Raw genomic sequence first — 25373 nt, 5'->3', positions numbered from 1 at the left:
TGTTGCCTTGGAATTGCTCGCCAGAGATGCCTCGCTAAATCAGATACTCATTTTTTGCTAGGTGGGGTTCGTGGCGCGCATACAGATAATCCAGCATGCCGTCGGCATTCCAGCGCACCAGATCGCCGCTGCGGTACATGCGCGCCTGAGGCTGGTCGCTGAACGGGTCGGCGATGAAACGTTCTTCGATCAGTTGCGGCTGGTTCAGATAGCCACGGGCGACGCCCGAACCGCCGATATACAGTTCGCCGCTGATGCCCACCGGCATGGGTCGCAAATGCTCATCCAGCACGTAAACCCGGGTATTGGCGACCGGGCCGCCGATGTGCAGCGAGCCGTTGACCAGCACCTGGCCGGAGGTCGCGACCACGGTGGTTTCGGTCGGCCCGTAATTGTTGACCACCGCGTAACGGCGGTTATGGGCGAACTGGCGAAGGCGGTCGCCGCCGATCAGCAGAGTGCGCAAGGTCGGATGATCGTCGGCCTGACTGAATGCGTATTCGGCCACCGGGGTCGGAAGGAAACTGACGTCCAGCGGCTGGGCGCGCCACCATTGCAAAAGGGCTTCGATGTCTTCGCCACCCTCTTGGACCGGCGCCAGATGCAGGGTCGCGCCCGCACACAGGGTTGGCCAGACTTCCCAGGCCATGGCGTCAAAACCGAAGCCGGCCAGGCAAGAGGTGTGTCCGCCTGCCTTGAGCGCGAAGGCATCGCAGTGCCAGTCGACCAGATTGGCCAGCATGCGGTGTTCGACCATCACGCCCTTCGGTTGACCGGTGGAGCCGGAGGTGTAAATGACATACACCAGACTGGCGCTGCTCAGGCCCGCCACCTGCGGGCTGATGTCGCTGCCCGGCGCGTCGAGGCAGTCATCCAGCTCGATCAATGGCACCGTCAATGACGGCAGGCGCTCGACCAGCGTTGCCAGCGTCAGCACGGCAACCGGTGCGCTGTCGGTCAGCAGATAAGTCAGGCGCTCGCGCGGATGGGACGGGTCGATCGGTACATACGCGGCACCCGCCTTGAGCGTGGCCAGCAGCCCCACCAACGTCTGCAGGCTGCGCCGTGACACCACGGCGACGCGGTCGTCCGGGCGCACGCCGGATTCGACAAGACGCTGAGCCAGCGCATTGGCCTGCCGATCAAGCTGCGCATAGGTCAGCGCTTGCCCTAGATGCACGGCGGCGATCGTATCGGGCTGCAACCGTGCCTGTTGTTCGATGCGCCGGTGAATCAGTTGCTCATCGCCAGCGTCCATGCCGGTGGCGTTCCACTGCTGGATGTTCAGGTGCTCGGTACGGGTCAGCAGGTCGAATTCGTTGACCTGCAAAGCAGGGTTTTCCAGGCCTTGCTCAAGGATCGACAGCAGACGCCCGGCAATCGCCTCGGCTTCGGCGTCATTGATCCAGGCACGATGGTGAACCAGGTGCAGCGATGCTTCGTCGCTGTTCAGATTGCTGCGCATGTGGATGGCCAGCGGCGTGGCTTCGTAACCGTTGGATACTTTTACTGTCCGGGCCTGCGCATCTCCATAGCGGTAATCATGACCTTCCTGCTCATAGGAAACCGACACCTCGAACAGTTGCGCCCGTTCCTCCCGCGTGACGCCAAGGGTGCGATTCAGTTCGCTCAGCGGGAAGCGCTGATGGCGAAAATCGCGCTTGAGCGCATCACGCACTTCGCTGACCAGCGTCGCGAAATCCATGCCTTGCGCGAAGGCCATGCGCACCGCGCTGACCTGCGCAAAGTGCCCCAGCGTCGCTTTGAAACGCGCCCCGGTGCGATTCAGCAACGGCAGGCCGACGACCCATTCTTCGCGCTGCTCAGTACGGGTGAAGTACACATGCAACACCGCGAGCAGTACATGGAATGTCGAAGCGCCTTGCTGCTCGGCGAACTGTTTCATGCGCGCGTGCAGGGCTTCAGGCAACGCCTGCACCCAGGCGTGCGAAGGCGCCGGATCAGTCAGTCGACGATTGTGATAACGGGAGACCAGCAGTGGCTCAGGCAGATTGCGGTATTTTTCCAGCCAGTAGTCCTTGTCCCGACTGTAGCGCCCGGACGCCTGGTAACGGGCGTCCTCTTCGATAAAGTCGCTGTAGCGTGGGGCGTCGAACACCGGACTGTCGCCGTGTATCAGCGCCGAGTAGATGTCCCCCAGCGACTGCAGCATTTGCCCGAAACCCCAGCCATCGAGAATCAGGTGATGAGCCTGGCTGGCCAGCCAGTACTGATTCGTGGCCAGACGAATGAGGCTGAAGCCGAGCAACGGACTGCCATCGAAGACATACGGACGGCGCATCTGCTCGGTAACCAGAGCCTGAGCCGCCTGCACCGGTTGCTGATGAGCGCTGAAATCATGCACGGTCAGCGGCATGGGCAGGTTCGTCGCATAGGTTTGCAGCGGCAGACCGTCTGCTCCGGCCCCCGGCAGCAATACAGTGCGCAAGCCTTCATGGCTGGCGACCAACAGGTCGAGCGCACGCTGCAAGGTCGCCGCGTCCAGCGGACCGTCAACATCCAAGTAGCCGCCGATGTTGTACAGCGGAGAATCACCACAGCTGATCTGGTCAAGCCAGACGTCGCGCTGGGCGGCGGTCAGAGGGAAGTGTGCGGCGGCGGAGGCGTACATGGCTCAAGGTCCTTCCTGGCAGTTAAGACGCGGATTAAGCCCTTGTGCTCCTGTCACTGTATGGCCCCTTAAACCCGGACACTGGCGTGTCGCTACCCACGACTGGCGTTTTGGTTCCCTATGACGTTTGAGCGTGTCCCTGTTTTTCGTTACAGACGCAGGCGCAATCCTTAGGCTGAATAGCCAAAGAATAGTGACCTATTGATTTTTATGAGTAATGGTTATCAGCAGTCGCCGCGAAAAGGAGTTGACCACTGTCCTCCTTGCGCATGGTTGGAATCGGGAAAGGTCAAGATGAACACGGCGCAAAACTTTGAATACAGCGACGATCCGCGCTTTTATCTGCAACTGGCGAGCCTGGTTTCGAGCATCGGTTGCAGCACATTTGCCGGGCGCATGCTGCAATTGGTCCACTCGTTGGTGCCGATTCACGGGCTCGATCTCAGTGAATTGATGCTGAACCTTCGCGAGGGCAGCGTCAGCCGTATCGACCTGCTCGGCGGCGCCGGCTTGCAGTACGCCAATATGGCTGCGGATTCACCCGGCCATCCGCTGCTGTCGAGCATTCTGCACATGCAGGATCCGCTGCTGATCCAGCTCAAGCCGCCTTCGGGCATGCAACATCCGCAACGCATTACGCATCAGTGCAGTCTGGTTTCCAGTCACGGCGAATTGCGTCGAATCATCTGCGTTTATCGGTTGACCACCCTGCGGGCGTTTTCTCTGACCGAGTTGTCATTGCTCAAGAGTCTGTCCGATACATTGTTGCCACTGGTTGAACAACACGCCCAAAGCCTTGCTCAAGCCTGCCTTCGCGGAGCGCGAGTCGAACCGGAGCCGGGTTCTCTGGATCAGGCCTTCAGTGGCAGGCTTGCACAGGACGCCATTACCCTGTCCGCACGCGAGCAGGAAGTTTGCCTGGGCTTGCTGACGGGCGGCACGGTGGCCGAACTGGCGCAGCGGCTGAACGTCAAGAACAGTTCCGTGGAAACCTACCTGAAGCGGGCAACGGCGAAGCTCGGTGTCAGCGGCAGACATGGTCTGGCGCGCTGGATGGCGGGGGATTGACGCGTTTGGCCGTCGCCTGAGCGAGCGTCAAAGAGGCCGTCCATGGCCCCTTTTATGACGTGCCCGGATCAGTCCAGCTGGAACGCAATCACGCTGTCGCCCAATGTCGTTCCCAACGATCCGTGACCACCTGCGGCAATGATCACGTACTGCTTGCCGTCATTGCCGGTGTAGGTTGAAGGCGTTGCCTGGCCGCCGGCCGGTAATTCATGCTCCCAGAGCACTTCCCCGGTATTGACGTCGTAGGCTCGGAAGAAATTGTCCGCGGTTGCCCCGTGAAAGATCACACCGCCAGCGGTCAGCAACGGACCACCGTGGGCGACCATGCCCATCGGGAAGCCGATTGGAAAACGCTCCTGCATGAAACTGGTCTTCAGGTTTTTGGTGTTGCCGACCCGCCGGGTCCATTCGGTCTTGCCGGTGTTCAGGTCGACGCCGACCATGCTGCCCCACGGTGGCGCAGTACACGGAATGCCGAGGCTGGACGCAAGCCTTGAAATGCGGATGGCGTAGTCGCCCTTGAAGTTTTCGTTCCAGTACGGCTTGCCTTCTTCGGTGAACAGCCGTTTCTCTGCGGCCTGCGCAGGACGCTTGATCAGGTTGTAGATATACGCCAGACGCACAGGTGCGGCGACGAGTATCTGCCGATCCGGATCGACCGCCACAGAGCCCCAGTTGAACACGCCGATATTGCCGGGATAGACCAGCGAGCCCTTCTCGGTGGCAGGTGTCCACGGATTGCCGTCGTAACGCAGCTTGTTGTAAGTGATCCGGCAGGCCATCTGGTCGAAAGGCGTGACGCCCCACATGGAAGTCTCGGTCAGCGCTGGCGGGATGAAGTTGAGCCGGGAAACGGGCTGGCTCGGCGCAAAACGCTCGCCGGCGACACCGCCGTCGGTAGACACTTTGACCTGTTCGACCGGGACAATCGGCTCGCCGGTCAGGCGGTTGAGCACGAAGATATTGCCGACTTTGGTGGGCACCAGGATTGCCGGTTGTTGGCTGCCCGCCTTGCCCAGTTCGAGCAATGACGGCTGCGAAGGATTGTCGCGATCCCACAGGTCGTTGTGCGAGGTCTGGAATTTCCAGCGCAATGCCCCGGTTTTCAGGTCCAGTGCAGCCAGCGCGTCGCGAAATTTCTCGGTGTTGCTCTCAGGGTCTCGCAGTGTGCCAGTCTCGTCAGGCGAAGCGTTGCCAAACGGTACGTAGACCAGACCGTTCTTGACGTCGGCGCTCAATGTGGCCCACGCGATCGGCGTGTCATGCGGGTAGGTTTGCCCCGCCGCGATGGGCCGGGTGTCCTGCGGGTTGTGTGAATCGAAGTTCCACATCAGTTGCCCGGTCACCACATTGAAGGCGCGAATTACGCCGGACGGATTGCCGTCGTTGTAGCCGTTGTCCATGGCCGAACTGCCAATCACGATCAAATCACCGGCAATCAGCGGCGCAGAGGTCTGCATCAATGCGTGCGGACGAACTTCGCCCATATTGACGCTGAGGTCGATCACACCCGCGCTGCCAAAATCGCTGCACAGTTTGCCAGTGTCGGCATCCAGCGCGACCAGTCGCGCATCGGTGGTGGCCGTGATGATGCGTTTTGCGCATTGCGCTGGCGTGCCCGCGGCGCCATTCGACGCGGCGTAGTAGCTGACGCCACGGCAAGTCTGGTGCTGTTGCAGATACGAGCGTTTTTTCTCCGGCGTGTACTTCCAGGCCAGTTCGCCGCTTTGCGGGTTCAGGGCATGCACTTCGTTGTGCGGTGTACAGACATAGACCCGGTCATTGACCTTCAGCGGAGTGGCTTCGAACGTGTATTCGCCCGCATCCTTGCCTGCGTCACGCAGGTCGCCGGTGTGGTATTCCCAGGCGACCGACAGCTTGCCGACGGTTTTCGGCGTGATCTGATCGAGGCTGGAAAAGCGTTGGCCAGTGTTGGTTCCGCCATACGCGACCCAGTCGTTACCGGCTGTTTCAGCACTGCGAGACGTACCGGCGGTGCTGATCTGTCCGTGTTGCGGGTAAGGATCGTAAACCATCATTGCGACCACGATCACCAGTATCACGCCAAGCGTGCCACCCAGAAACGGGTGAAAGCGGCGTTGCTGATCGCCAGCCTGCGCACGGTAAAGCGGGCGTACTACCCACGGCAGCGCCAGCCAAAGCCCGACCAGCGCAAAGACATCACCTCGGGGAATCCACTGCCATTTATCGAATCCGACTTCGTAGACGATCCAGATCAGAATGCCCCAGAGAAGCAGCGCATAAAGCGTCAGTGCCGACTTCTTTCTCAGGAACAGCAAAACCGCCGTCGCCAACATCCCGAGGGCTATGATCGAATACGCGGGAGAACCTCCGACCGCCACCAGCTGCGCGCCCATGTAGAGCAGGGTAATACTCAGTATCGCCATGGCGATACTCGTCACTTTCAGAATCATCGTCCTTGTCCTGTCATTGTTATTCGATGCGCTCGAAGAGGCGCTATTCCATTCCGGGCTTTCAATTCAGTGCTGCAGACTACTGCGAACACCGCTCGGGCCAAGTGCCGCAGCAGCCCATGCGCGGCACATCATCGGTGTTTTTAGCAAGGATGGCGACTACGTCGGAAATGCGGAAGACCTGCCGGGGCTCGCGATGTTGCGCTGCCTGGCATCCGCCAGGCTGAGATCCGCCACAGCCGAGTCTAGTTCAGGCAAATGTATAAGGCTGATCGCCTGCTTCGATGTTCGATAGGTGCATACTTATGAATACGGGTCATGGGTCTATGTCGATAAGGCTCTATTATTGATGAAATGATGGCCCTATGCGATCCGGGCTTTACACAGCGGATTCAACTGCTAATGAACGACCTCACTCAAGTCACCGTCGTCATCGGCGCCGGATCCATAGGCCAGGCCATTGCCCGCAGGGTCAGCGCCGGCAAACACGCACTGCTCGCCGACCTGCGGTAGCCCTGATGAAGTCGGGGCGTTGGCAGCATTGTTGATGGGCCCGGAAGGCACGTTCATCATGGCGTCTTTCGAGCCTTTAATGGCGCGTCGACACGCACTTTATTACCGGTTTATGACATGGGCGGCGACTGATCTTCCACAAGGCCGCAACGGTGCGCTGAGCCGATGCACGGTCGATGCTCATACGCCGACCATCAGCCGGTTGCGCCCTTGTTTCTTGCCCAGATAAAGCAGCGCATCGGCACGGCTTAGGGCAACCTCGAAACTCTCTTCGCGATGGATGGCAACCATCGACAGCGTTGCCGTGACCTTCATGACCTGCGCCCTGCTCCAGCCTGATTCGTTGCCAATGCGTGTCCAGATCCGGTCGGCCACCCGTTGCGCATCTTCCTGCGTGGTATCGGGCATCAGCACCAGAAACTCTTCGCCACCCCAGCGGGCCGCCATATCGCTGCTGCGCACGCTGCTGACAATGATGTCTGCCACACGCTGCAGCACCACATCGCCGGTATCGTGGCCGTGCTGGTCATTGATCAGTTTGAAATGGTCGATATCCAGCAGGATGAGCGACGCCGACAGCCCCTGGCGTCGCGCCTGCAACTGCCGCACCCGATCCAGAACCCTGCGCCGGGTGAACAGGTTGGTCAGGCTGTCACGATTGGCCAGATGAAACAGGCTCAGCTGGATGGACGACGTAAAGCGCACAGACAGCGCAGTGGCGTAGATCGCCAGCATGGTCGCGGTGAACACGTTGATGACCCCGAACACATCCAGCATCGTACTGCTCAGGCCGGAGTTGTGCCCCATGTGCCGGCGGAATGCGAAGCAGGCCACCACCGCCAGCAGGATCGCGACGCTGAACACGACACGTTTGATCGTTACCAGCTGAAACGTGAACGCAATGATCGGAATGACGCAGAACATATAGAAACTGAAATTGCTTTCCCAGCCCAGCACGCAGGTGGCCAGTACCGCATGGGCGATGATTTCCAGGCTCATCAGTTGTCCGGCCTGCCGGTAACGCTCTCCTCTGATCAGGTAGATGCAGTTGATGTAAATCAGGGTGCTGACGATGTTGGCCAGCCACAGAATTTCGACATGCAGGGCGAGAAACGCCAGCAGAAATACACAATGAATGCCGAGGGCGACGTAAACGATAGGCGTAATGTGCTTCCAGAACTGGGCGGCCGTATCCTTGTACAGCTGGGATCGGTCTTCTGCCAGGAGGGTCATCATCACGTTTTCTCGAGAGTGCGGGCTGGGTATGACCATGAACACAGGACTGAATTCATCGACTGTATCGGCAAAAAACCATAATGCCTGACACATTGTCTAACAATTTAACAAACCGTTATGTATCTGTCGTTTATGTGGCAACCCGACACGAGGCTGCTTTAATGCGCAGTGATCACCGGCCCGTGCATTTACGTGCGGCCTGTACGACTCAGAGGATGCATGCCGATGGAACGTCTCACCGCGAAAGACTTTGCGCCTGAACTGCTTGAGCTCTACGACTACTACGCCCATGGCAAGATCAACCGGCGTGAATTCCTCGACCGTGCCGCGCTGTTCACCCTGGGCGGGCTGACCGCCAGCGCGTTGCTTGCTTCGTTGAGCCCCAACTATGCACTGGCCACCCAGATTGAGTTTACCGACCCGGATATCATCGCCGAGTATGTGAATTACCCGTCCCCCAAGGGCCATGGTCAGGTGCGCGGTTATCTGGTGCGCCCGGCGAAAGCCACCGGCAAGGTGGCTGCTGTGGTTGTCGCGCACGAGAATCGCGGCTTGAACCCATACATCGAAGACGTGGCCCGGCGCGTGGCAAAAGCCGGGTTTATTGCGCTGGCACCCGACGGTCTTTCGTCGGTCGGTGGCTATCCGGGCAATGACGACAAGGGCCGCGAGCTCCAGCAGAAGGTCGACCCGGAAAAACTCATGAACGACTTCTTCGCGGCCGTCGAGTGGCTGATGAAGCATGACGCAACCACCGGCAAAGTCGGGATCACCGGCTTCTGCTACGGCGGCGGCGTGGCCAACGCTGCGGCCGTTGCGTACCCGGAGCTGGGCGCGGCGGTCTCGTTCTACGGGCGTCAGCCTGACGCCAAAGACGTGGCGAAGATCAAGGCTCCGGTGATGATTCACTACGGCGAACTGGATACCCGCATCAATGAAGGCTGGCCTGCGTACGAGAAGGCATTGAAAGCAGCTGGTACGACCTACGAAACCTATATCTATCCGGGCGCCAACCACGGCTTCCACAACGACTCGACCCCTCGCTACGACGAAGCCGCCGCCAAACTGGCTTGGGAGCGGACGCTGGAGTGGTTCAACAAGTATCTTGTGTGAGGGCTGATCCTGAACAGACGGCGCAGCGTGGATGTGTGATGCAGAGCGTCACGCACCGCGTTCCCATGCAGGAGCGTGCGTAACGATAACCCAAGGCCATTATCGTGCGACGCTCTGCGTCCTGGTTACAGCGGCCGTACCCGTTCCAGCAGCACCTGCAATGGATGCTGCACGACCTTGCCATCCTGACGTTTGACCTGGCTGCGGCATGAATAGCCGTCGGCGAGCAGTCGGCTTTCGCCGCCATGACGCGCCACCAGTGGCTGCCAGGACTGGCTATAGATAATGTCGCTGGTTTTCGCATTCCGGGTCTCGTGCCCATAGGTGCCGGACATGCCGCAGCAGCCGCTGGCCAGCACTTCCAGTTTGAGGCCGGCGCGGGCGAAGGCTTTCTGCCAGAGGCCGACGCTGCCTGGCTCGTTGGTCTTTTCGGTGCAGTGCGGCAGGAAGTAATACGTTTCCTCCGCCACTGCGTCGCCTTGCGCTTCAAGCCCGGTCGCCAGCCATTCCTGCGGCAGCATGACGGTGGGCACGTTCTCGCTGCCCAGCGTCTTGCTGTATTCCTGGCGATAGACCAGGGTCATGGCCGGATCGAGCCCGATCAGCGGGATGCCAAACCCGGCCAGCTTGCCAAGCGACTGACTGTTGAAGCGGGCAGCCTTCTCGAACGCAGCGAGGAAACCCTGCACCTGCAACGGCTTGCCATTGGGTGCAAACGGCGCGAGGTAGACCTGATAGCCCAAGCGCGAAATCAGTTCCAGCCAGTCTGCGGCCAGCGGCGTTTCGAAATAGCGGGTGAACGCGTCCTGCACCAGCACCACCGTGCGCTTGCGCTCCTGCTCGGTCAGCGCGGCCAGCCGCTGTGGCGTGGCGATGCCGACATTCCAGCGCGCGCAGGCGGCACGAAAGTCCGTCAGGCTCAGCAACGGGCTGTCGACCATTCCGGCCACGTGCTCAAGCAGGTAACGCACCGGTTTGGCGCCCATGATCGCGTTGTACAACCCGGGAAAGCGCGCCAGATGCGGAATGCTGAATTCCAGCGAGCCGATCAGGTAATCCTTGATCGGACGCAGGTAGCGGCTGTGGTACAGCTCCAGAAAACGCGACCGGAACTCGGGCACATTGACCTTGACCGGGCACTGCCCTGCGCAGGACTTGCAGGCCAGGCAACCGGCCATGGCGTCATAGACTTCGTGGGAAAAATCCTTCTGCCCCGCCACTCTGGCCACACTGTTGACGGTGCGCTCGGCCAGGCTTTTCAGCACGTTGGCAGTGCGCGCCCTGGCGCTGGCGGTCAGCACATCGACATTCTGCTCGCCTTGCAGGCGCAGCCACTCCCGTACCAGCGACGCGCGCCCCTTGGGAGAGTGAACACGGTCGCGGGTGGCTTTCCACGACGGGCACATGGCGTCGTCGGTGTCGTAGTTGTGACAGGCCCCATTGCCGTTGCAATGCAGCGCACTGTCGTAACTCTTCCAGACCCGCTCGTCGATGGTGCGGTCCAGATCGCCACGCAGCGTCACTTCATCCACCAGAGTCAGACGCGCCTCGGGCACGCTCGCCGGCGTGGCGATCTTGCCGGGGTTTAGCTGGTTGAACGGGTCGCAGGCAGCCTTGAGCGCCTGCAAGGCCGGATACAGCTCGCCGAAATACTCGGGCACGTATTGCGAACGCAGGCCTTTGCCGTGCTCGCCCCACAGCAGGCCGCCATAACGCTTGGTCAGCGCCGCGACGGCATCGGAAATCGGCCGAATCAGCGCTGCCTGCGCCGGGTCTTTCATGTTCAGAATCGGCCGCACGTGCAGCACGCCCGCGTCCACGTGGCCGAACATGCCATATTGCAGGCCGTAGCTGTCCAGCAGCGCACGGAATTCCTGAATGTAGTCGGCGAGATTTTCCGGGGGGACCGCGGTGTCTTCCACAAACGGCTGCGGCCGGGCTTCACCTTGCACGTTGCCGAGCAACCCTACCGAGCGCTTGCGCATGGCGTAGACCCGATTCACCGCCGCGTTGCCGATTGCCAGCGTATGACCCAGGCGCACCACCGACGTGTCTGTCTGCAAGTGGCCGACGAAGGCATGCACGCGCTGCTCCACGTCGCTCAACTCATCGCCGCTGAACTCGATCAGGTTGATGCCCAGCGTCGGTGTCACCGGGTCCTGCGGAAAGTACTCGGCCACGCCATGCCAGACGATGTCCTGCATCGCCAGCATCAGCACTTTGGAATCCACGGTTTCAATCGACAGCGGTTTGTGCGCCATCAAGGCCTTGGCGTCGCGCAAGGCATCCATGAATCCGGCGTAACGGACGTTGACCAGAATCGAGTGTCTGGGAATCGGCAACACGTTGAGCCGGGCTTCGACAATAAAACCCAGCGAGCCTTCGGAGCCGCACAGCACGCTGTTCAGGTTGAAGCGCCCGTCCTCCTCGCGCAGGTGCGCCAGATCGTAACCGGTCAGGCAGCGATTCAGTGGCGGAAACACGTCCTTGATCAGCTGCGCCTGAGTATCGGCAATCTGCTGTGCGCAGCGGTACACATCGCCAGCCCGATCAGCCCGCGCTTGCTCACTGGCCAGTTGCACCGGGCCCATCGCCTGGCTGTGGACGTAAGAGCCGCCGAGCAACACAGTCGACAGTTCCAGCACATGGTCGCGGGTCTTGCCGTAGGTGCAACTGCCCTGCCCGCTGGCGTCGGTATTGATCATGCCGCCGACCGTGGCACGATTGGAAGTCGACAATTCCGGCGCGAAAAACAGCCCGTGCGGCTTGAGTGCAGCGTTCAGCTGGTCCTTGACCACGCCAGTCTGCACCCGCACCCAACGCTCCTCGACGTTGATTTCAAGGATATTGTTCATGTGCCGCGACAGATCGACCACCACGCCATCGGTCAGCGACTGCCCGTTAGTGCCGGTGCCACCACCACGTGGGGTCAGTACCACCTGCCGGTACTCGGGCCGCGCGGCCAGGCGGGCGACGATCGCTACATCGTGGCTGTCCATCGGAAACACCGCCGCCTGCGGCAAGCGCTGATAGATGGAGTTGTCGGTGGCCAATACCGTGCGCGAGCCATGATCCCTGGCGATTTCGCCGCGAAAGCCACCCTCAACCAGCGCATTGAGAAAACGATCGTAATGGCCGATCTGTTCGGAGGTCGGTTTCAGCAGTGCAATCATGGTGGTTTTCCTGGCTGACTAGGCGTTTTCTATGCAAAGCACGTATGCTTCGAAACGCTCGCATGCATGGTGTTATCAACGGTTACCGCGATTCTCCCGCCTGTCGTGCTCCAGCGCAAACGTAAAACCTGCCGTTTTTCCATGAGTTTTATGAATGAACACCAGAAGATTGACGCCTTCGATGTCGCTGCTGCTCGCCTTTGAAGCGGCTGCCCGGCATGGCAGCTTCACCAAGGCCGCCGACGAACTGGCCCTGACTCAGAGTGCGGTCAGCCGTCAGGTGCAGGCGCTGGAGGCGCAATTGCAGGTCGAGCTGTTCAAACGCGACGGCAGGCGCATCGAGCTGACCACCGCAGGCGCGTTGTATCAGCATGAACTGGCGGCCGCATTGGGCCGCATCCGCAGCGCGACGTTGCAGACCATCGCCCACAAATCCGAGGGCGGTACCCTGCACCTGGCGGTGCTGCCAACCTTCGGTTCCAAGTGGCTGCTGCCGCGCATGAATGATTTCTACACCCGACATCCGGGCTATGTGGTGCACATTCACTCGCGCATCGTGCACGCCGACCTGACGCCCGCAGCCAGCGAAATGAACGCCATTATCTGTGCGGGCCACGGCAACTGGCCGGGCTACATCTCGCACCCGTTGGTCAGCGAAAAACTGTTGGTCATCGCCAGCCCTGCCGCGCTTGCGGGTTACCAGTCGATGACCCCGGCGCAGGTTGCCCAGCAGTCGTTGCTGAGCGTAGTGTCGCGGCCCAATGCCTGGTCGGACTGGTTCGACAGCAATCATCTGTCCCATCACGTCATGCGTCCCGGCCCGAGCTTTGAGCTGACCTCGCACCTGATTCAGGCCGTCGCAGCCGGGATCGGCATTGCCCTGGTGCCACGCATTCTGGTGCAGGACGAGATCAACAGCGGTGAACTGGTCACCCTGTTCGAGCCGCTGGACAGCGGGCGAAATTACTACCTGGCCTACGCCACGCGCTTTCAGAATCTGCCGTCGTTGTGCGTATTCAGAGACTGGCTGTTGTCGACGCCCTTTCCTGACCCGTTGTAAAACCTGCCCGCAACAGGAGCCACCGTGCGTATCGAACCCCTGCCGCCGCTGCAAAACCTGATCGCTTTTGAAGCTGCTGTGCGCCACGGCAGTTTTACCCGCGCCGCCATTGAGCTGAACCTGACGCAAAGTGCGATCAGTCGGCAGGTGGCGCAACTGGAGGAGTTTCTGGGCCGGGCATTGTTTCGTCGCGAGCACAAACGCATTCACCTGACCGTCGCCGGGCAGATCTACGCCGAGCAGATTCAACGCATGCTGATCCTGTGCGCCGAGGCCACTGCGCAGGTTATTACTCACAGCGGCGAGCAGCAATTGACCCTGGCCTGCTCCAGTGGCGTAGCGGCCTTGTGGCTTGGCCCGCTGCTGGGGCGCTATCGCGACGCGTATCCGGCGGTGGACATCCGCCTGCGGGTGGTCGACGGGCTGGACTCGCTGATCCGCGCCGAATTTGACCTGGCGCTGTATTTTCTGCGCGAAACGTCGCCGGCGGGCCTGGACAGTCGTCTACTGTTCGCCGAATCGGTTAACGCTTACTGCTCGCCCGATTACCTGCAAGGTCAGGTGCTGGAACCTGCGCAGTTGCTGGATCACTGCCTGCTGATGCTGGAAGACGGGCAGCGCCAGTGGTTGTCCTGGTCCGACTGGTTCGGCCGTCAGGGCGTCGACGCCTCGCTGATCCGCCAGCGCATGACCGTCAATCTGTACCCGGTGCTGGTGGACCTGGCCATCGCCGGGCACGGCGTCGTGCTCGGCTGGCAGCCGATGATCGATCGCCACATACAGTCCGGTGCGCTGGTGCCGGCGTGCAGCACCAGCGTCGGCGCCGTCGGCGGCTATTACCTGCTGACCCCCAGCGGCAAGATGCCCCGCCGGGCGGCACGTGCGTTCGAAAAATGGCTGAGTGAGGAAATAGCCGGTTAACCTCAAAATCTGCATGCGCCCAGCGCATGCAAACCTGCGTAATAAGCGTTTTCTCAAAAGTTGCCCAGCGCCTACTCTCGAATCAAGCGGGCTCAAGACCCGACTCTAATGCACCTCGCCAACTCTGCCCTCAATCAATGCAGCCAATGCAGGGGCTTCCCTGCGTGTATCGCATGCAGGAGCCAAACAGTGAGCACTACACAACAATCCGCCTCACGCAGCTACGGGCAGACCCACGATCAAAAAGCCCGTCGGGCGGTCACCGCGACTGTCATCGGCAACGGCCTGGAGTGGTTCGACTTCACGGTCTACAGCTTTTTCTCGGTGATCATCGCCAAAGTATTCTTCCCCACCGGCAGCGAGCTGACCTCTTACCTGCTGGCACTGGCGACCTTCGGTGTCGGTTTTTTCATGCGTCCGGTGGGTGGCATTGTGCTCGGTATCTACAGCGACAAGCGCGGGCGCAAGGCCGCGCTGTCGCTGACTATTCTGCTCATGGCCATGGGCACCTTGATCATCGGCCTGACGCCAGGCTTTGCGCAGATCGGCTATCTGGCGCCGGTGCTGATCGTGCTGGCGCGCCTGCTGCAGGGTTTCTCCGCCGGGGGTGAAATGGGCAGCGCGACGGCGTTTTTGACCGAGCACGCGCCAGAAGGCAAGAAAGCGTTCTATTCCAGCTGGATTCAGGCCAGCATCGGCGTTGCGGTGCTGCTCGGCTCGGCACTGGGCGCGATCCTGTCGACTTATCTGACTCAGGCACAGCTTGAAAGCTGGGGCTGGCGCGTGCCCTTTCTGATCGGCACGCTGATTGGCCCGGTCGGTTTCTACATCCGCAGCCGGGTCGATGAAACGCCTGCCTACACAGCGGCCAAACAGGTCGAATCGCCGTTGCGTGAAGTCATCAAGACCTATCCGCGTCAGACCCTGATCAGCTTTTCGCTGGTGGTGCTGTGGACGGTCTGCACCTACGCGATCCTGTTCTATATCCCGTCCTACGCGCAGCGCGTGCTCGGCCTGCCGTCATGGATGGGATTCAGCGCCGGCATGATGGGCGGCGCGGTGCTGATCGTTGCCACCCCGATTGTCGGCGCCCTGGCTGACCGCAGCGGGCATCGACCCTGGCTGCTGGGCTCGGCGATTGCCATCTTTTTCAGCGCTTACCCGATGTTTCTGTTCATCAACCAGATGCCGGGGCTGTATTCACTGCTGATTTTCGAACTGGTGCTCGGCCTGCTGATTTCCGGTTATATCGGCTCGATCCTCGCCGCCTTCGGTGAGCTGTTGCCGACCCATGTGCTGTCCACCGGCCTTTCCGTGGCCTACAACTTTGCCGTGACCATTTTTGGCGGTTTCGCCACGTTCACCATCACCTGGCTGATTGCAACAACCGGCAGCAACCTGGCACCCGCCTTTTACATCATGTTCGCCGCTGTTGTCAGCGGCATCGGCGCGCTGCTTTATCGTGATCGTTTGCCGACCGGTCATCGCCCTTTGTCTGGAGCTTACCAATGAGTATCGCTGAATCCCCGTGCATGATCCTGCGCAACGGCCGCCTGCTGGACCTGAACCTGGGCGCGCTGATCACCGGCCAGGAAGTTGTGGTCGAAGGCGAGCGCATCGTCGAGGTGCGCGCCGAAGGTCAGCCTGCCCCAGCCAACGCTCAGGTGATCGATCTGGGCGGCAGAACCCTGATGCCGGGCCTGATCGACTGCCATGTGCATGTGCTGGCCTCCAATGCCAACCTGGGCATGAACGCGCTGCAACCCAATGCGATCATCATGTACCGCGCGCTGCCGATTCTGGCTGCGATGCTCGATCGTGGTTTCACCACCGTGCGCGATGCTGGCGGTGCCGACTGGGCGCTGGCGCGTTCGATCCAGATGGGCCTGATTCCGGGCCCGAGGATCTTCGCGTCCGGCAAAGCGCTGTCGCAGACCGGCGGGCATGGCGACATGCGTGCACGCGGCGAGCTGCTGCTCAACGAGCCCTGCTCGTGCTGCTTCCGGGCCGGGGCCATCGCCCGCGTGGTGGATGGCGTCGACAACGTGCGCCTGGCGGTGCGCGAAGAACTGCAACAAGGTGCCAACCAGATCAAGATCATGGCATCCGGCGGCGTGTCTTCGCCGACCGATCCGATTGCCAACACCCAGTACAGCGAGGCTGAAATCCGCGCCATCGTCGACGAAGCCGCGGCGGCCAATACCTACGTCATGGCCCACGCCTACACGGCACGAGCGATTCGCCGGGCCATCGAGTGCGGCGTACGGACCATCGAGCACGGCAATCTGGTGGACGCCGACACGGCTCGGCTGATGGCCGAAAAAGGCGCTTTTGCGGTGCCGACCCAGGTCACCTACGAAATGCTCGCCGAGTACGGCGAACGCTTCGGCCTGCCTGCCGACTCGGTGGCGAAGATCGAGGACGTGCGTCAGGCCGGGCGCAACGCCCTGTTACTGTTCGCCGAAGCGGGCGTGCCGATGGGCTATGGCTCGGACCTGCTGGGCGAAATGCACGAATACCAGACCCATGAACTGAAGATCCGCGCAGAACTGCTCGGCAATCTGGCGGCACTGCGCAGTGCCACCAGCGTTGCCGCACAGATTCTGCAACGCGAAGGTGAATTGGGGTGCATCGCTGCGGGCGCGATTGCCGACCTGTTGGTGGTGGACGGCGATCCGCTGAGTGATATCAACTGCCTGGTCGGCCAGGGCGAGCAATTGGCGATGATTATTCAGGGCGGTCAAGTGCGCAAAAACACCCTGATTTGATCGGCCGTCAGTGAGCGTTGTGGTCCCAGATCCAGTTCCACACGCCGGGTAAGCGCACAGGCTGGTCGGCATTTTTGACCGTGCGAGCCAAGGCAGCGCGTTGCAATTGTGCGCTGTCATCGTAAAACGGCTTAGCGGCCAGTCGCACGCCCGTCTGCGCGGCGCTGTCGACCAGTATCTGCACGTATTCCTGCGCATGCCGTGCGGTATAGCGGTTCAGATCATGGAAAGTCACCACCACCGGGATTACACCGTCCACCACGGGCAGCGCTCCGGCAGCGATACGCTCGCGCACTTGGGACAGCTGACTGACCATGTTCGAGCGACGGCGCAGGCTGAAGTTGTAACCCCAGATTTTTCCGTCATTGGCGCTCAGGTCGGTCAACAAGACATTCAGGCTGTGCCGCTGATAGGCGCTGAAGGTGCGTTTGTCGTAGTTCCAGAATGGCGGCCGCAGCAAGAGGGTCGGTGAGCCGGTAATCGAAGCCAGGATGTCGCAGCCTTGGGTCAGGGATTGCTCCAGCTCGTCATCGGTCAGCGAACGATGATTGGTGTGGTGCGGCGTAGCCGTGTGAAAACCCAGCAGATGGCCTTCTTCATGCTCGCGCTGCATGATCGCCCGCCCTTGCTCGCTGTTGCCCGCGCCCGTCGCGCCGGTCTGCACGAAAAATACCGCTTTGATGTTCGGCTGAACCGGGTTGTGCGCGAGGCTGTCGAGCACCGTGATGGTCGGGTTGTAAAAAGTCGACGCACTGGGCCCATCGTCAAAAGTCAGCAAGAAGCGGACCGGCGGCTGCTGGCGCAACTGCTCGGCGGTCTTCGCCGTCAGCGGCACCGGCGCACTGATGCAGGCCGACAGGCTGAGGGCGATGCCGAGCATCCACAAAGCTTTAAAGGCGGGTTTCATCGGGCTGCCGGATCCTTTGAGTGAACGGCTTAAGTGGCTTGTCAGACCGGCGCATCATCATCCACCGGCCCCGCAAACACAATCACTGCGGCGCGCAATTTATCGGCCCCAAAACAGCTCATGCGGTTGAAGTCGGCATGGCCGTAGGTCATGAACACCGTGGTCGCTTCGCGCCAGATCTGCAACTCTTCGGCCCGGCTCATGGAGTGCTCGGGGTTGCAGGGCTTTCATGGCCATCAACAGGCAGGCCGGGCCGCAGGTGCAATCCAGCGCCTGCTGATAGTAGGGCAACGGGCGGTTGTTCTGCCTGGCGCTGATCGACGACATGATCATCGAGAACGACCAGTGCTACAAACAGGCGGAAATCTACTCCACGGTGTTCGCCGGGCTGATGGGCGCGCGGGGCAATCTGGTCAGCAACAGCACCAACACCCTGTTGCGCAAACTGACCTTGATCAACGTGGTGTTTCTGCCCCTGAACCTGATCGCCGGGATCAGCGGCATGTCCGAATTCAGCATGGTGACCGCTCCGCTGCACTGGTGGGTGGCTTACCCGGCCTTGCTTCTGACAATGCTCGGGCTTGGGGCGGTGATTGTCTTGGTGCTGCGCAAAAATGCGCCCGTTCAGCCTGAGCCGTTATTGTTCCCAGTCAGCCTTGGCAATCTGCAAACCATGCAGGCCGTTATACGCGGCACGCTCGGGCGACTGCCAACCGTCAAGCAGCGAGGCGTCGAGGTCATAGATCTCGACACCCAACGGGCGGCAGACACTTAGCGGGTCCTGCGCGTCGGGCCCCCACATCGGCAATGACAGGTCGCCACCCGGACAGGTCGACAGCGCACACAACAGATCGATCTCCGCAAAGAACTCCAGGTAGTCGCCCTTCTGCGCCGGGCAGGCTTTCATGAAATACATGTCGTCATGATTCAGGCCGGTGCACTGAAAGATATTCAGTACGTCATGTACGTCGAACTCGGTCAAACCGTGCGGCAGCACTGCGCGGGTCAGATTCGAATGGCAATGATGGTGAAAGTCTTCGCCGGTCAGCATCTTGTTGACGTAAGGATCGCAACGCGTGCCCAGCAAGTCGTGCAGACGCCCGCCGTGTTCGTCGATGCCATAACTGGCCAGACTGTCATCCGTAATAGTTACCAGCGGCCGCAAAAAAGGCAGGTTCGACCATAACCGGTCATGGGTGCTGACATGCGCGCCCTGCAACTGCCGCGTACGCGCGGCCCACAAGCGCTCACGAGGGTCATTGGCATTCCACACGTTGAAATCACCCACTTGCGGGCCAGCCGGTGTGGTGACGCGAAACACTTGCCCGGCCTTGACCTTCCAGGCGCGCCCGGTACGAATTGGTACTTCAAACTGCTCGACCAGCGTGCGCTGCGGCGCATTCGCCCGTATGCGTTCGTAAAAAGCCGTGTCCACTTGCAGCGCTGCGCCTTTGCTGACCTGGTAGGCGGCTGGGTAGTCTTTGTACATTCGCGGGTTCTCGTTGGCAGGGTGTGCAGATTAATGCTGCAAATTGCAGGCCTGATCACTGAAAATCCCGGCTGCGCACATCCAGCCCGGTCAATAACGGCGTCAGGTCATACAGCCGCTGGGCAATCAGATGGCGAACGCCGCTTTTCGATTCCAGTCGGCCGAACACTTGCAGCAGTTGCGAGCCAACCAGCACCTTGCGCTGGCGCTCGGCCAGGTCGCGCCAGACCACGACGTTGACCATGCCGAATTCGTCTTCCAGCGTCACGAAGGTCACGCCGCTGGCGGTTCCCGGTCGTTGACGGCCGATGACCAGCCCCGCAAGGCTGAGGGTTCGGTCGTTTTCCAGGGTCAACAGGTCCTGCGAACTGCGAAAGCGTTTGGCAGCCAGTTGCCTGCGCAACAGGGCCAGAGGGTGCGGGCCAAGGGTGGTGCCCAGTGTCGCGTAATCGGCCATCAGGTCTTCGCCCACGGTCGGCAGCGGCAGCGTGACCGGGGTTTCTTCACTGGGCAGGTCATCGAACAGCGGACGCTGGGCTTCGACCCCGGCCACCTCCCAGCGCGCCCGGTGCCGATGGCCAATCAGGCCGCGCAAGGCACCGGAATCTGCCAGCGCTTCGGCGGCGCGTGAATCCAGCTCGGCGCGTACTGTCAGGTCGGTAGCATCGGCAAACGGCCTTTTCGAGCGAGCCGCTTCGATGCGCAGGGCATCGTCTTCACGAAAGCTGCGCAGCATGCGCAACCCAAGGCGGATGGCCAGATTGCGCGTGCTGTCGGGGTGATCAACCGGCTCCAGTGTGCAATCCCAGTGGCTGTAGCGCACATCCACCGGGCGTATTTCGATGTGATGGCGGCGAGCGTCCTGCAACAGCTGATCCGGGTTGTAAAAGCCCATCGGCCAACTGTTGATCAGCGCGCAGGTAAAGGCTGCCGGTTCGTGGCATTTGAGCCAGCAACTGGCGTAGGTCAGCAAGGCAAAGCTGGCGGCATGGGATTCAGGAAAACCGTAGCTGCCAAAACCTTTGATCTGCTCGAAGATGCGGTCGGCAAAGTCCGCCTCGTAGCCGTTTTTCAGCATGCCGCTGCGTAAACGCTCACGGTGTGGGTCCAGCCCGCCGTGACGCTTCCAGGCCGCCATCGCGCGGCGCAGCTGGTCGGCCTCTCCGGGGGTGTAATCGGCAGCGATGATCGCCACTTCCATGACCTGTTCCTGAAACAACGGCACGCCCAAGGTGCGCTCGAAGACGCTTTTCAGCTTGGGCGGATAGGTGATGGCTTCTTCACCATTGCGCCGACGCAGGTACGGGTGGACCATATCGCCCTGAATCGGCCCCGGCCGGACAATGGCGACCTCGATGACCAGGTCGTAAAACTTTTCCGGCCTGAGGCGCGGCAGCATGGCCATCTGCGCGCGGGACTCGATCTGAAACACGCCGATGGTGTCGGCGCGGCTGATCATTTCGTAGGTGGGTCGGTCATCGCTGGGGAGACTGGCCAATGTCCACTGCTTGCCCCGGTGCAGGTGCACCAGATCGAACGTCCTGCGCAGCGCGCTGAGCATGCCCAGTGCGAGGATGTCGACTTTCAGCAGGCCGACCAGGTCCAGATCGTCTTTGTCCCACTGAATGATGGTGCGCTCGGCCATCGCCGCGTTCTCGACGGGCACCAGCGTGTCCAGCGGGTGCTCGGAAATCACGAACCCGCCCGGATGCTGCGACAAGTGCCTGGGGAAGCCGATCAGTTCGCCGGTCAGGGCCAGCACGCGCTTGAGGATCGGCGTGTCAGTATCGAACCCGTATTCGCGCAGGCGTTCGGGCGACGGCAGCGAATCGCTCCAGCGACTGAACGCATCCGCCAGGGCGTTGATCTGGTCAGGTGGCAAGCCCAGCACCTTGGCTACGTCACGCAGTGCGCCGCAACCGTGATAAGTGCTGGCCACTGCGGTCAGCGCCGCCCTGCCCCGACCATAACGCCGGAATATGTATTGAATGACTTCTTCGCGGCGGTCATGCTCGAAATCCACGTCGATGTCCGGTGGCTCGTCGCGCTCTTTGGAAATGAAGCGCTCGAACAGCAGGTTGCTCTTTTCCGGGTTCAGCTCGGTGATCCCCAGCGCGTAACATACCGCCGAGTTGGCTGCCGACCCACGGCCCTGACAGAGGATGTGCTGACTGCGGGCAAACTCGACGATGTCGTGGACCGTCAAAAAGTAGCTGTCGAACTTCTTTTCCGTGATCAGGGCCAGTTCCTTCTCGAACTGCGCCCGCGCCGCCACGCTCAACCCCTCTGGCCAGCGCCGGCGAATACCGCGCTCGGTCAGCTCGCGCAGCCATGATGTGGAGGTCTGCCCCTTGGGAACCAGCTCGTGGGGGTACTCATACTTCAATTGTTCAAAATCGAATGTGCAGCGCCGGGCGATACGCAACGATTCGGCCAGCAGCCAGTCCGGGTAATGCTCGGCCAACGCATCCAGCGAACGCAAGTGACGCTCGCCGTTGGCAAACAGCAGATGCCCGGCATCGGCCACCGTGGTGTGATGGCGGATGGCAGTCATGGTGTCCTGCAAGGCACGCCGCCCTCGGGCATGCATGTGCACATCACCGCTGGCTACTGCCGGAATGCCCAGCGATTGCGCTAGCGCCAACAGATCGGCCAGACGCTGCTCGTCATCCGCGCCGCGATGCAGTTCCACGCCCAGCCACAGGCGCTCGGTGAAATGCTCGCGCAACCAGTTGCCCTGTGACCGGCAAGCCTGAGCGTCGCCTTCGATGTCCGGTAGCCAGATGGCCAGCAAGCCACTGGATGAACGCTCGAAATCCTCGCGCAGCAGCCGGTATTCCCCCTTTTTGGCTCGCCGCCGTGCCACCGTGATCAACTTGCACAGGGCTTCATATCCCGCCTTGTCCTCCACCAGCAGGACGATTTTCGGACCGTTTTCGATGTGCATTTCGCTGCCGACGATCAGCGGCAACCCCGTGTCTTTTGACGCCTGCCAGGCACGGACGATGCCTGCCAGGGTGCACTCATCGGTGATCGCCAGCGCTGCATAACCGTGACGCAAGGCGCGGTCGAACAGTTCACGGGCGCTTGATGCGCCGCGCTGAAAGCTGAAATTGGACAGGCAATGCAGTTCGGCATACTCAGTGCTCATGCGAACCAGCCATGCAGCAACAGTTCACCCTGCTCGCCTACGCTGCGATAGGCCCAGGCGCGCTGGCCATTGATGGTTTCGACCAGATAGTAGTCACGGCGAACATCGCCACCGTCCCACCAGCCAGATTCGATTCGTTCGGGCCCGGCCAGAATGCGTGTGGTATGAACGGGCAACGGCTGCGGCTCTCGCAACAACCAGCCCGGACGCGTGCAGCCTCGGGCCGGCAGAACCGGCTTTTGGGTACTTTGTGGTTGCCAGGCACATTCCGGGCGATGATCTGCCTCGGCGCGCAGGCCAGTGACCGACTCGTCGCCCAGCCGTGCGCGCAAGCGTTCGCGAAGTTGCTCCCAAGGCAAGGTCTGCTGCACGCGCTCATCGAACAGCTCGCGGTGCGCCGGAACGAAATCAGGCAAGTCCTGCGCCAGCAAACGCACCGCACGGACCGGCGAGGCCACCAGCACCTGCTCCAGCCTGCCGCGCGCCAGTTCGAAGAGCATCGAGGCATCGCGTTCGGCGCTGAGCAGCCCGACCGGGATCACCGTCTCCGGACCATCGACGTGCTCCAGATGCAGGGCAAAGCGCTGCACACCGCTGTCGCGCCCGGCCAGAAACAGGGCCAGATCGGCAATCAGCCTTTTGAGGGGGAACAACAGGGCCTGATGCGATTCGACATCGAAATTCAGTTCGATACGCACATCGAAGAAGTCAGGCGGCGTGTAGCACTCCAGCGCCACCGGGCGCTCGCCGAGCAGTGTATCGAGATGCTGCAGGACGCTGGCCGGAAAACGTCGCGCCAGGGTGTCGCGCGGCAAAGCCAGTACCTGTCGCACGCTGCGCAGGCCCATGCGCGTCAGGGCCGTCGCGACTTCGCGGCTCAGACCGATACGTTCCAGCGGCATCTGCTCCAGCGTCCGACGCAGTTCATGCGGACAATCGATACTCAGGCCGTCGTGCATGTTGGCCAGCATCCGCGCCGCGATCGGGTTGGGCGCGACCACGATGCGATGCCGAAAGCCTTGTGCGGTCAGCTCTTCCCGCAGGCGCGCCTCGAACACCGGCCACGGGCCGAACAGCTTGAGGCTGGACTCGATTTCCATCAGTAATACGCGAGGATATTTGAGGCTGACATTGGAGCTGAAGCCGTATGCCCAGGCGGCGAGCAGCTGTTGCAAGTGCTCGGTGTCGGCAGGGTCGTGGACGACCGTGGCGAAATTGGGCACCAGTGCCTGCGCCGCCGTCAGCGACTGCCCGGCTCTCAGGCCCAATGCCCGCGCAGCTGGATTGACGGTTTGCAGGACGCGCCGATGCGCACTGCCGCTGATCAGCGCCAGAGGTTCATCGGGATCACTGCGACGACGCATGACGCCATCGAGCGCCAGTTGCGGCAGCAAGACACAGGCCCACAGCATAAGAACCTCAAGCGTCGGTCGGAAAAGGGATGGGGAAAGGCGGCGCCAGCCCGCCCCGGCATTTGAGCACCCGCAACTGCGCGGGACGGGTATCGATGACAACGCGCAGAGCGGCGGGCGAAGGGTTGGCAGCCGCCTGCTGGGGGCGACAGGCAAAGGCCAGGGTCTGCCCGGTTTCAGCGGCCACTTGCAAACGCCGCAGAGCACGGTCATCGACCATGCCGGGCCAGCACACCACTGCACCGCAACTGCCGGAGCGCAGGCATTGTTCGGCGGCCCACAGCGCATCACGGGCACTTGCCTCGATCACTACCAGATAACGCAGATCGACCCCGGCCGCCAGCCAGGCCTGCGGATAAGGAATGTAAGGCGGTGCGACCAGTACGATGCGCTCGCCGATACCCGACAGCCGCGCCAGACTCGGCCACAGCAGACGCAGTTCGCCACTGCCATTGGCCGGGATGAGGATTTCGGTCAGCGCCGACGCGGGCCAGCCGCCGGTGGGCAAGGCGCTGTCGAGCGCTGCATGACCGCTGGGGTGCGGGCTGACCTTCGGCGCAATCTGCTGACGCCCTTTCCAGACCCTGCGTTCATCCAGCAGGGCATCGAGGCTGACCACTGCGCCCATCATTCGCGCCGCACCAGCCCGCAGAATACGCCTTCAATGGCGAAATCCTGATCGGGCGTGACGATGATTGGTTGATACGCCGGGTTGCGCGGCAGCAGGTGCAACTGGTCGCCCCGGTGCTGCAAGCGCTTGATGGTAACCTCGCCGTCCAGACGAGCGACGACGATCTGCCCGTCGCTGGCCTGCGGGTTGCGGTGCACGCCCACCAGATCGCCATCGAGAATGCCGTCCTCGATCATCGAATCGCCCTGCACACGCAGCAAGTAATCCGGCACGCGGGTAAAGGTGCCGCGATCCAGGTGCAGTGTGCTGTGTATGTCCAGGTCCGGGCCAATCGGTGCGCCTGCCGCCACACGGCCCAGCACGGGGATTTCCAGCAGTTCGGGGCGCGGCTCACTGTTCAGCAGGCGAATGCCGCGTGCCTGGTGCGCCACGACTTCGATCAGGCCGGCTTCAGTCAGGGCCACAATATGTTTGCGCGCCACGCTGCGCGAAGCAAAACCGAAGGCCTCGGAGATTTCCGCCAGGCTCGGCGATTGCCCTTGCTGCGCGATGCGGTCGCGGATGAAGGTAAGGATTGCGCTACGGCGGGGAGATAATGTGGTCATGGAGTACATTTGTACTCTTCTTGGCATTTTGTGGCTAGCGCAGTTGGTCGGATTGGAGGGGCAGCATCTCAGTCTCGGGTTATTCGAAAAACGGGCCCGGGCTTCTGTCCGCGTTGGGACTCATTTCATGACGCTTTGCGCCACACGGTGCATCTACGATTTCAGTGATTTTGGTTTACGGCTCAAGGCACCTTTTCGCCCCTCGGCGAGTGACTTTGAAGGATCAAAGTAACCAAAATCCTGGCTCCGTTTCCGGCCC

At 61.4% G+C, this 25373-nt stretch carries 15 protein-coding genes and 4 pseudogenes; 8 read left to right on the top strand and 11 right to left on the bottom strand.

Annotated elements, in window-relative coordinates; genetic code table 11:
- Positions 1-82: 82 nt before the first annotated feature.
- Positions 83-2632, bottom strand: a pseudogene (locus tag ABJ99_RS22420) (non-ribosomal peptide synthetase); the annotation flags it as partial.
- Positions 2633-2926: 294 nt separating this feature from the next.
- Here ABJ99_RS22420 and ABJ99_RS22415 point away from each other — a divergent pair.
- Entirely contained in the window at positions 2927-3700 is a 774-nt protein-coding gene (locus ABJ99_RS22415; RefSeq protein ID WP_054087672.1) for a helix-turn-helix transcriptional regulator, read from the top strand.
- 68 nt (positions 3701-3768) lie between these two features.
- On the opposite strand, the gene ABJ99_RS22410 is transcribed toward ABJ99_RS22415, so the two are convergent.
- The gene (locus ABJ99_RS22410) at positions 3769-6135 is read right to left on the bottom strand and encodes a membrane-bound PQQ-dependent dehydrogenase, glucose/quinate/shikimate family (protein WP_054087671.1); all 2367 of its coding nucleotides are present in this window, start codon (positions 6133-6135) and stop codon (positions 3769-3771) included.
- Positions 6136-6537: 402 nt separating this feature from the next.
- Between ABJ99_RS22410 and ABJ99_RS29355 the strand changes: the two are divergent.
- A pseudogene (locus tag ABJ99_RS29355) lies at positions 6538-6645 on the top strand (SDR family oxidoreductase); the annotation flags it as partial.
- Positions 6646-6828: 183 nt separating this feature from the next.
- On the opposite strand, the gene ABJ99_RS22405 reads toward ABJ99_RS29355, so the two are convergent.
- A complete protein-coding gene (locus ABJ99_RS22405) occupies positions 6829-7920 on the bottom strand; it encodes a diguanylate cyclase (protein ID WP_054087685.1) in 1092 nt (363 codons plus the stop codon).
- A 189-nt stretch (positions 7921-8109) separates the two neighbouring features.
- Between ABJ99_RS22405 and yghX the strand changes: the two genes are divergently transcribed.
- Complete coding sequence (gene yghX / locus ABJ99_RS22400; protein ID WP_054087670.1) at positions 8110-8997, top strand: YghX family hydrolase; 888 nt, start codon at positions 8110-8112, stop codon at positions 8995-8997.
- A 125-nt stretch (positions 8998-9122) separates the two neighbouring features.
- Here the strand turns inward: yghX and ydiJ are convergent, their stop codons facing one another.
- Positions 9123-12170: a D-2-hydroxyglutarate dehydrogenase YdiJ gene (gene ydiJ / locus ABJ99_RS22395; RefSeq protein WP_054087669.1), complete on the bottom strand. Its 3048-nt coding sequence runs from the start codon at positions 12168-12170 to the stop codon at positions 9123-9125.
- Positions 12171-12324: 154 nt separating this feature from the next.
- Here ydiJ and ABJ99_RS22390 point away from each other — a divergent pair, with 154 nt between their 5' ends.
- The 4 genes from ABJ99_RS22390 to ABJ99_RS22375 all read left to right on the top strand — a co-directional run bounded on the left by ABJ99_RS22390 (position 12325) and on the right by ABJ99_RS22375 (position 16919).
- The gene (locus ABJ99_RS22390; RefSeq protein ID WP_080378267.1) at positions 12325-13230 is read left to right on the top strand and encodes a LysR substrate-binding domain-containing protein; all 906 of its coding nucleotides are present in this window, start codon (positions 12325-12327) and stop codon (positions 13228-13230) included.
- A gap of 24 nt (positions 13231-13254) precedes the next feature.
- The gene (locus ABJ99_RS22385) at positions 13255-14151 is read left to right on the top strand and encodes a LysR substrate-binding domain-containing protein (RefSeq protein ID WP_054087667.1); all 897 of its coding nucleotides are present in this window, start codon (positions 13255-13257) and stop codon (positions 14149-14151) included.
- 189 nt (positions 14152-14340) lie between these two features.
- Positions 14341-15663, top strand: coding sequence for an MFS transporter (locus ABJ99_RS22380; protein WP_054087666.1), 1323 nt, complete (start codon positions 14341-14343; stop codon positions 15661-15663).
- Positions 15660-16919, top strand: a complete 1260-nt coding sequence (locus tag ABJ99_RS22375; protein WP_054087665.1) for a metal-dependent hydrolase family protein — start codon at positions 15660-15662, stop codon at positions 16917-16919. The genes ABJ99_RS22380 and ABJ99_RS22375 overlap by 4 nt, the downstream gene beginning before the upstream one ends.
- A 7-nt stretch (positions 16920-16926) precedes the next feature.
- Here the strand turns inward: ABJ99_RS22375 and ABJ99_RS22370 are convergent, their stop codons facing one another.
- Positions 16927-17826 (bottom strand): polysaccharide deacetylase family protein, encoded by a 900-nt coding sequence (locus ABJ99_RS22370; protein WP_054087664.1) that lies wholly within the window; start codon positions 17824-17826, stop codon positions 16927-16929.
- A 137-nt stretch (positions 17827-17963) separates the two neighbouring features.
- Positions 17964-18123 (bottom strand): annotated as a pseudogene (locus ABJ99_RS29955) (peptidase C39 family protein); the annotation flags it as partial.
- Positions 18124-18133: 10 nt separating this feature from the next.
- Between ABJ99_RS29955 and ABJ99_RS27650 the strand changes: the two are divergent.
- A pseudogene (locus ABJ99_RS27650) lies at positions 18134-18445 on the top strand (CorA family divalent cation transporter); the annotation flags it as partial.
- Between the two features lie 18 nt (positions 18446-18463).
- On the opposite strand, the gene ABJ99_RS22365 reads toward ABJ99_RS27650, so the two are convergent.
- The 5 genes from ABJ99_RS22365 to lexA are packed head-to-tail and all read right to left on the bottom strand — an operon-like array spanning position 18464 to position 25123.
- A complete protein-coding gene (locus ABJ99_RS22365; RefSeq protein ID WP_054087663.1) occupies positions 18464-19315 on the bottom strand; it encodes an urea carboxylase-associated family protein in 852 nt (283 codons plus the stop codon).
- A gap of 55 nt (positions 19316-19370) precedes the next feature.
- Entirely contained in the window at positions 19371-22466 is a 3096-nt protein-coding gene (locus tag ABJ99_RS22360) for an error-prone DNA polymerase (RefSeq protein ID WP_054087662.1), read from the bottom strand.
- Positions 22463-23878, bottom strand: coding sequence for a Y-family DNA polymerase (locus ABJ99_RS22355; RefSeq protein WP_054087661.1), 1416 nt, complete (start codon positions 23876-23878; stop codon positions 22463-22465). The genes ABJ99_RS22360 and ABJ99_RS22355 overlap by 4 nt, the downstream gene beginning before the upstream one ends.
- A 7-nt stretch (positions 23879-23885) precedes the next feature.
- The gene (gene imuA, locus ABJ99_RS22350; protein ID WP_054087660.1) at positions 23886-24506 is read right to left on the bottom strand and encodes a translesion DNA synthesis-associated protein ImuA; all 621 of its coding nucleotides are present in this window, start codon (positions 24504-24506) and stop codon (positions 23886-23888) included.
- Positions 24506-25123, bottom strand: coding sequence for a transcriptional repressor LexA (gene lexA / locus ABJ99_RS22345; protein WP_054087659.1), 618 nt, complete (start codon positions 25121-25123; stop codon positions 24506-24508). The genes imuA and lexA overlap by 1 nt, the downstream gene beginning before the upstream one ends.
- Positions 25124-25373: the final 250 nt, after the last annotated feature.

This window comes from Pseudomonas syringae pv. cilantro, assembly GCF_001293775.1.
GTDB lineage: Bacteria > Pseudomonadota > Gammaproteobacteria > Pseudomonadales > Pseudomonadaceae > Aquipseudomonas > Aquipseudomonas syringae_P.
This window is presented reverse-complemented; position numbering and strand designations above follow the sequence as displayed.